At 71.2% G+C, this 6,335-nt stretch carries 5 protein-coding genes and 1 tRNA gene; 5 read left to right on the forward strand and 1 reads right to left on the reverse strand.

What is annotated here, in order from left to right; genetic code table 11:
- The first annotated feature begins 21 nt into the window (after positions 1-21).
- The 5 genes from ACFOLC_RS07155 to zapE all read left to right on the forward strand — a co-directional run bounded on the left by ACFOLC_RS07155 (position 22) and on the right by zapE (position 4,571).
- Positions 22-98, forward strand: a tRNA-Arg gene (locus ACFOLC_RS07155).
- Between the two features lie 113 nt (positions 99-211).
- On the forward strand, positions 212-727 hold the full coding sequence (locus ACFOLC_RS07160; RefSeq protein ID WP_386758571.1) for a c-type cytochrome: 516 nt from the start codon (positions 212-214) through the stop codon (positions 725-727).
- 148 nt (positions 728-875) lie between these two features.
- Positions 876-2,603: an ExeM/NucH family extracellular endonuclease gene (locus ACFOLC_RS07165; protein ID WP_386758526.1), complete on the forward strand. Its 1,728-nt coding sequence runs from the start codon at positions 876-878 to the stop codon at positions 2,601-2,603.
- Between the two features lie 55 nt (positions 2,604-2,658).
- Positions 2,659-3,357, forward strand: a complete 699-nt coding sequence (locus ACFOLC_RS07170; protein ID WP_386758527.1) for an alpha/beta hydrolase — start codon at positions 2,659-2,661, stop codon at positions 3,355-3,357.
- The gene (gene zapE, locus ACFOLC_RS07175; protein WP_386758528.1) at positions 3,354-4,571 is read left to right on the forward strand and encodes a cell division protein ZapE; all 1,218 of its coding nucleotides are present in this window, start codon (positions 3,354-3,356) and stop codon (positions 4,569-4,571) included. The genes ACFOLC_RS07170 and zapE overlap by 4 nt, the downstream gene beginning before the upstream one ends.
- Before the next feature lie 47 nt (positions 4,572-4,618).
- On the opposite strand, the gene ACFOLC_RS07180 is transcribed toward zapE, so the two are convergent.
- Positions 4,619-5,962, reverse strand: a complete 1,344-nt coding sequence (locus tag ACFOLC_RS07180) for an APC family permease (RefSeq protein WP_386758529.1) — start codon at positions 5,960-5,962, stop codon at positions 4,619-4,621.
- Between the last annotated feature and the right edge of the window lie 373 nt (positions 5,963-6,335).

A 6,335-nucleotide genomic window follows, 5' to 3' on the forward strand; every position in this document is an offset into this window, starting at 1 on the left:
GGCCGCCGGGATCTCAGCCAGGCGCCCGTAGCTCAGCCGGATAGAGTAGTGGCTTCCGAAGCCATTGGTCGGGGGTTCGAATCCCTCCGGGCGCGCCATCCCCTGTCTCCGGACGGGGGAGCCGGCTTTATACTGGCGCGCGGCCGCACCCTGGGTGCGGTTCTTGTTGATGGCTCTGCATGCCCGACCGGGCGTGCGCTATAGGTGGATCGTGCGCAATTACGACCTTGAATTCCTGAAGAAATTCTCGATGGTGATCGGCTTCCTCGTGGTGGTCACGGTCGGCCTGATGATCGGCGCGTACTTCGTGCACAAGCAGATCCCGCCGGAAATCGATCCGGCCGTGGCCCAGCGTCAGTTGAACCGCATCGCCCCGGTCGGCGCGGTCTACGCCGGCTCGACCGGCGCCGCCTCGCAGGCCGCCGCGGCCGCCGCGGCTGCAGCCAAGGCTGCATCGCAGGTCGCCTACGGCGGCACGCTCGACGGCGCGGTGATCTTCGACGGCCTCTGCGCGGGCTGCCACAAGTCCGGCGCCGGTGGCGCGCCGACCATGGACCAGGCGCACTGGGGTCCGCGCCTGGCCCAGGGCAAGGACACCCTGCACAAGCACGCGATCGAGGGCTTCACCGGCGCTGCCGGCGTGATGCCGCCGAAGGGCGGCAACCCGGCCCTGACCGACGAGCAGGTCATCGCCACGGTCGACTGGATGCTCGGCAACCTCAAGTAAGGTCGCCGCGCTTCGCACTGAAAACGCCGCCTACGGGCGGCGTTTTTGTTGCTGGCGACCGCGCCGGCCCGGTCCGTTGCCCGCGCGCCTGCGCCGATGCGATCGACACGACGCGATAATGCGCGCCCCTTCCCACCGATCCCCCGCGATGACCCGCATCCGCGCCGCGCTGCTGCTTGCCCCCTGCCTGTTGCTGGGTTCGACCGCCGCGCTGGCGCGCGAGGTGGTGACGATCGGCAGCGTGCAGGGCCGCGGCGCGCACAGCGCGCGGGTCGGCCAGGACGTCACCGTCGAGGGGGTGGTGGGCGTGCGCTTCGACGGGCCCGGCGCGCGGGTGGGCTGGTTCCTGCAGGACGCCGGCGACGGCGACGCCACGACCTCCGACGCCGTGTTCGTGCACGACCCCGCCAGCACGCCGGTGGTCGCGGGTGAACGCGTGCGGGTGCGCGGCCGCGTCGTCGAGCAGGACCTCGGCGGCGCCAGCCGCACCGCGCTGGAAGACCCGCGGGTGCTGCAGCGCCTGGGCCCGGGCACGGTAACCGCGACCGTCGTCAACCAGCTGCCGCCGGACTGGGAACGCCTCGAAGGCATGGCCGTGCACCTGCAGGCGCCGCTGTGGCTGGGCGAGCGCAAGGACACCCGGCAGGGCGTCAGTTTCGGCGAGCGCCCCTGGCAGCCGACCGAGCGCGCCGCGCCCGGCAGCGCACAGGCGCAGGCGATCGCCCAGGACCACCGCCGGCGCCGGCTCTGGCTCGACGAGGGCCGCGCCGACGCCGACCGCGCCGCGGCCGCGCTGTGGCCGGACGGCCTCGACCGCGCGCGCCGCGACAGCCGCCTCGACGACGTCGTCGGCGTGCTCGACCAGTTCGGCGGCGACTACGGCGTGCACCTGGGCCAGAGGCCGACGCTGCGGCCGGGCGCGCGACCGCACCCACCGCGCGTCGCCGGCGACCTGCGCATCGCCGCGCTCAACCTCGAAAACCTGTTCAACGGCGACGGCCACGGCAGCGGTTTCCCGACCGCGCGCGGCGCACGCACCGCGGCCGAACTGGCCGCGCAGCTGGCCAAGCACGTCGCCACCCTGCGTGGCCTCGACGCCGACCTGGTCGCCCTGATGGAACTGGAGAACGACGGCTACGGCCCCGAGTCCAGCCTGGTCGCGCTGGTCAGCGCCCTCAACCGCGACGGCGGCGGTGCCTGGCGTCACATCGACGCCGGGCACGGCCCGGGCGACAACCCGATCCGGGTCGGCCTGATCTACCGCGACGACCGCGTGCGGCCGCAGGGCGCGCCGGCGACGCTGACACAAGGCCCGTTCGGGCCGCACAGCCGGGTGCCGCTGGCGCAGGCGTTCGTGCCGGTCGCCGGTGGCCGCGACGACGGTGCCGCCTTCGTCATCGTCGCCAACCACTTCAAGTCCAAGGGCTGCAGCGGTGCCGAAGGCGCCGACCGCAACCAAGGCGACGGCACCGCCTGCTGGAACGCCACGCGCACCGATTCGGCGCGCCGCCTGGATGCCTGGCTGCAGAGCGACCCCACCGGCTCCGGCAGCGATCGCACGTTGATCGTCGGCGATCTCAATGCCTACGCGCAGGAAGCGCCGTTGCGTGCGTTGGCCGAAGCCGGCTGGCGCGACGCCTTCGCGGTGGCCGGCATCCGCGCGCCGTACAGCTATGTCTACGACGGCCAACTCGGCCGCCTCGACCACGCCCTGCTCAGCCCGGCGCTGGCCGCGAACCTGCGCGGTGCGGCCGAATGGCACAGCAATGCCGACGAACCCGAGGCCGCCGGTTACCGCGCCGGTGGCACCGGTCCCTGGCGCAGCGCCGACCACGACCCGCTGTTGCTCGGCTTCGCCCTGCGCCGCGGTCACTGACCCTCTGGCCGCGCGGATTACGGGCCCTGAACCCGTCGCCCCGTATCATGACGGCATGAACAGCCCCGCCTTTCCCACCGACGCCTCCACCGCGTTGATGCTCGACGGCCCGGCCGGCGCGCTCGAGGCGATCGTCGAGGCGGCCGAGGCGCCGCCGCGGCCGATCGTGGCGATCGTCTGCCACCCGCTGCCGACCGAGGGCGGGACCATGCACAACAAGGTCGTGACCATGGTCGCGCGCGCGCTGCGCGAGTCCGGCGCGGCCACGGTGCGCTTCAACTTCCGCGGCGTCGGCGCCTCCAGCGGCCGTTTCGACGAGGGCCTCGGCGAGGCCGACGACCTGCGCGCGGTCGCCGCCTGGGTGCGCGCGCAACGTCCGGACGCGCAGCTGTGGCTGGCCGGTTTCAGCTTCGGCGCTTACGTCACGCTCAAGTGCGCGGCCGAACTCAAGCCCGGCATGCTGATCTCGGTGGCGCCGCCCGCGGCCGGACGCAGCTGGGACTTCAGCCAGATCGTGCCGCCGGACGGCCCGTGGCTGGTGATCCAGGGCGAGGCCGACGAGATCGTCGACCCGCAGGCGGTGTACGCCTGGCTCGACAGCCTCAAGCAGCTGCGCCAGCCGCCGGAGCTGGTGAAGATGCCCGACACCAGTCATTTCTTTCACCGCCGCCTGATCGACCTGCGCGGCGCGATCAAGAACGGCGTGCGGCCGTACCTGCCGCCGGAGCTTCCGGTCGACCCTCAGAGCGCATGAACGCCCCGACCGCGGCGACACGCGCGCCCGCCCTGAGCCACACCGACGGACCGTCCGCCGCCTATGCCGCCGGCGTGGCCCGCGGCGACTGGAACGACGACCCCGCCCAACACCCGGCGCTGCGCGAGCTCGACCGCATCCACGCGGCGTTGCTCGACCCGCCCAAGCGCAGCTTTTTCGATGGCCTGCGCGGCAAGTCGCCACCGGCACCACCCGGCCTGTACCTGTGGGGCGGCGTCGGCCGCGGCAAGACCTTCCTGATCGATCTGTTCTTCGACGCCCTGCCCCTGAGGGACGTCGCGGTCGCAGGCCGCACCGATGCCCCTCCCCCGCCGGCCGGGAGAGGGGGGGACCGTTCGCAGGGCGAACGGTGGGGTGAGGGCGGCAAGCGTCGCACCCACTTCCACCGTTTCATGCGCGAAGTCCACGCGCAGCTACGTGCCCATGCCGGCGAGCGCGACCCGCTGGTGACGATCGCGCGCGACTGGGGCAAGCAGCTGCGTGTGCTGGTGCTGGACGAGTTCTTCGTCAACGACATCGGCGACGCGATGCTGCTCGGACGCCTGCTCGAACACCTGTTCGCGCAAGGCGTGGCGCTGGTGACCACGTCCAACACCGAGCCCAGGCATCTGTACAAGGACGGCCTGCAGCGCGAGCGCTTCCTGCCGGCGATCGCGCAGATCGAGCGCCATTGCCGCGTACTCTACCTCGACAGCGCGCAGGACTACCGCCTGCGCGCATTGACGCGCTCGCCGGTCTACCGCGCGCCGCTCGACGGCGAATCGGAGCGCTGGCTGGCGCAGCGCTGGCACACGCTCACCGCCACCTGCCCGCACGAGGCCGGGCCGTGGTTGATCGACGGCCGCGAGATCCCGGTGCGCGCGCTCGCCGAAGGCCACGCCTGGTTCGACTTCGCCGCGTTGTGCGAGGGCCCGCGCGCGGCCAGCGACTACATCGAGATCGCGACCGAGTGCCACACCGTGCTGCTCGGCGGCATTCCGTTGTTCGACGGCCGCAACGACGATCCGGCGCGACGTTTCGTGCACCTGATCGACGAGTTCTACGACCGCCACGTCAACCTGGTGTGCACCGCCGCCGCCGCGCCGCAGGCGCTGTACGCCGGGCAGAAACTCGCGCACGCGTTCGAGCGCACCGCCTCGCGCCTGATCGAGATGCAATCGGCGCAATACCTGGCGCTGGAGCACCGCGGCTAGGCCGCGCGTGCCCGGCACCGTCCCGGTGCCGCAGAGGGCTGGCCCGCTCAGCCGCGACGCGTGGCGCGTCCGCTCGTCGCCGCCAGCACCGCGTAGACCACCACCAGCGCGGTCAATGACGCCGCGATCGCCAGCCACTCCCTCTCGGTCAGTGTGGTCAGGATCGCCACCATCGCCAGCACCGCCACCACCGGCACCAATGCCCCGCCGGGCAACACCAGCGGCGCGCCGTGGCCCCGCAGGTCGATGGCCTGCGCACGCCACGCGGCCACCGCGACCGCGGCGAACACCAGGCAGATCGCGCCGCCGGAAATCAACGCCAGCGCTTCGAAGCTGCCGGCCACTGCCAGCACGATCGCGATGCCGGCGTGCGCGAACAGGCCCAACTGCGGCACGCGATACTTCGCATCGACCCGAGCGAACGGACGCGGCAGGAAGCCATCGCGACCGAGTGCAAACAGCAGGCGCGACGACGAGAACAGGTTGCCCATCAGGAAACCGAGCATCGACACGCAGGCGGTGACCAGCAGCACGCCGCGTGCCGGCCCCCACACCGCGCCCGCGGCGTCGGCGAGCGGCGCATCGCTGCCCGGCAACGCGGCACCTAGCATCCCCTGGCACACCACCTGGAGGCCGACGTACAGCAGCACCACGATCGCGATCGCGCCCAGCGTGGCGCGCGGCACGTGCGTGGCCGGATCGCGCACTTCACCCGAGGGCACCAGCGCGGTCTCCATGCCCGCGTAGGCAAAGATCACCAGCATCAGCGACGAGCCCAGCGCGCTCGACGACGGCAACGCGCTCCAGGAAAAACTGACCTGCTGCCAATCGATGAAGAACAGGCCGAGCGAGGCCAGCAGAAACAACGGCAGCAGTACCAGCGCCGCCAACGCCACGATCATGCGCGCGCCGAGCCGCACGCCAAAGGCATTGAGCGCGAACAACAGCGTGTAAGTCGCCGCGATGAGCAGGCCGCGCGGCCACGGTTGCGCGAACCAGGGAAACGCATGCGCCGCCTGGCCGGCCAACGCCGCCGCCGCACTGGCACTGGAGGTGACGCTGCAGATCCACATCAAGGCGCCGGCGAGGAAGCCGGCGAACGGCCCGAAGGTGGCGCTGAGATAGGTGTACGGCCCGCCGGTGGTCGCGGCACGGCTGCCGATCGCGGCAAAGCACAGCGCGATCGGCACGATCGCCGCCGCCCCCACCACGAACGCCAGCGGCGCGGCCGGGCCCATGCGCGCGGCCAGCAGCGCCGGCAGCATGAAAATGCCGACACCGACGACGACGTTGATGATCGACGCCCCCAACTGGAACGTCCCCAGCGTGCGCACCAGCGCGGCCTCGCCCTGCAGCGGCGCGGAGGAAACAGAGCGGGCAACGTCGGCCATCGAGCAATCACGGCATTCAAAGTCGCAGGAGGGTCGCATGACCGGGCCGTTCTTGTCTAAGGCAGCCTCTTTCTGTCCGATCTGCGCATCAAAGCGATCTGCTTGTCGCCCGGAGCCGGGTGATACCCCGTATCACTTCACGGCTGTGATTTTCCCTGGCGAGGCAAGCATTCTTTCGATGTAATTGTTTGTTTCTTATTCGAATACCCGCTTGACGTGCCGATTAGCAGATCGGAATACTCCGCCATCCCCGAGCCGGGGTCTATTTGGCGTTAGCAGGCTGCTGAAATACCTCCCACCCGCATAGACTTGTCCCATTACCGTTCTGCTTGCCCCGAGACCTTCGATGCGTGGTGCCGACGTACTGCAAGAA

Source organism: Lysobacter cavernae, from assembly GCF_042648505.1.
Lineage (GTDB): Bacteria > Pseudomonadota > Gammaproteobacteria > Xanthomonadales > Xanthomonadaceae > Lysobacter_L > Lysobacter_L cavernae.